This is a genomic window from Occallatibacter sp. (assembly GCF_049802275.1).
Taxonomy (GTDB): Bacteria; Acidobacteriota; Terriglobia; order Terriglobales; family Acidobacteriaceae; genus Telmatobacter.
The window spans coordinates 1-1,634 of record NZ_JBARMD010000018.1 but is presented as its reverse complement, the minus strand read 5'-3'; the positions used below and the strand labels follow the sequence as shown (position 1 = coordinate 1,634).

1 protein-coding gene is annotated in these 1,634 nt (G+C 58.0%); it reads right to left on the bottom strand.

Annotated features, from left to right (window positions below; translation table 11 throughout):
- Positions 1–195: 195 nt before the first annotated feature.
- Positions 196–1,634, bottom strand: a 1,439-nt coding sequence (locus tag WA354_RS00540) for a CIA30 family protein (RefSeq protein WP_472811053.1), incomplete at its 5' end; no start/stop codon positions are given.

Here is a 1,634-nt window from a genome sequence, read left to right as displayed (position 1 = left end):
CAGGATTGCCGGCGAACACTTGTTGGGTCGGATTCAAGGCACACTTCGATTGCGGCAGGAGATTGCCGTGCAGCCGACATTGGTCGCACGCGAGTCAACTGGTCCGGTGCGTCGCTGAGCGGAGATTGTTTCGAGGACGAACGAAGCGCCGAGGCATACGATCCCGGTCGCCTTCAGTTGGACACGTGCCTTCTTCTATCTGATCTCCACTTCGTCGATCTGGAACTGAAACTTGCCCGGCTCCTGGACGCGGATGAATCCAATTCCACTCAGGTCGCTGCCATCCGTATCAAACGTTGAGAAGGGAAACGAGTATTGCTTCCACTCCGGTCCCGCCGTGAAGGTTGTCATCGCCGGCGGCTCGCCATTCTGACCGTTGCGTGCTTCTGTCAGAACGAGCAACATGTAAGTGCCTCCGTCGCCTTTGGCCCAGAAGCCGATGGTATTTTTCTTCGACAGATTTACGGGCTTCATCGGCGCGGCGCCCGGCGAGAAGAGCGCTCCGGCAAAGATGAACGGACGCCCCGCAACCAGTTCGCCGGTCACTTGCAATGCGCCCTTGGTATTGGCCCCACCTGGCTCAACCACCATCAACTTCGAAGTGGATTTACCGCCGTTCATCGAATCGCTTGCCGGAATCCACATGCCATAAGCGGCCTTGACTTTACCCTCATCGAAGTTGCTCACCATGTTCGTCTCGGAGCCTGCGGGGGCCGGCGCCGTTGCGGCCGGCTTACCTGTTTCTCCGCCGACGCCCGTTACGGTCAGTTTCACGCTGCTGGTCTTATCCGAACTCGGCCCCACCATCAAGTCGAAGATGCCCGGTTCCACCACGCGATGCATGTCGATGTTCACGATCGACAGCATTTCCGGATTGACGGTGAAGGTTACGGTGCGTTTTTCGCCTGGCTTCAATGTAATGCGCTCGAATCCCTTCAACTGCATTACCGGCTGCGTGACCGAAGCAACGCGCTGGTGAATATAAAGCTGTGGAACTTCATCGCCCTCGCGTGTGCCCGTATTCGTTACGTCGACGCTGATCTTAGCGGTTCCTGCCAGCATGATCTGCTGCGGCTCAACCTTCAGGTTGTCGAACTTGAATGTGGTGTAACTGAGGCCGAAGCCAAAAGGAAACAGCGGCTGGCGCGTCGAGAACTCGTAACTGCGATTTGCCGAAGGCTTGTGGTTGTAATAGTCGGGTAGCGCGCCCACAGTATGCGGGAAGGTAATCGGCAGCTTTCCGCCCGGGTTTGCATCGCCAAAGATTACGTCGGCCGCCGCTGTTCCGCCTTCCTCGCCAAGGTAGAAGCCCTCAAGAATTGCGGGCACCTTTTCGGCAATGTAGTTGACCGACAGCGGTCGGCCGTTCAGCAGCAGAACAACGACAGGCTTGCCGGTCTCAACGACAGCCTTGACAAGATCGTTTTGCGCGCCAAGCAGATCGAGCGAATCGCGATCGCCGCGGTGATCCTCAGACCAGGCCTCGCGGTTCGTGCTTTCATTCTCGCCGACGACGACGATCGAAACGTCGGCCTTCTTCGCGGCATCGACCGCGGCCTGTATCGAAGCTGTTTGGGTTTTCGCATCGACTAGCTGCACATCGTTCGCCCACCAGCCCTCGAAACCCTCCGGCG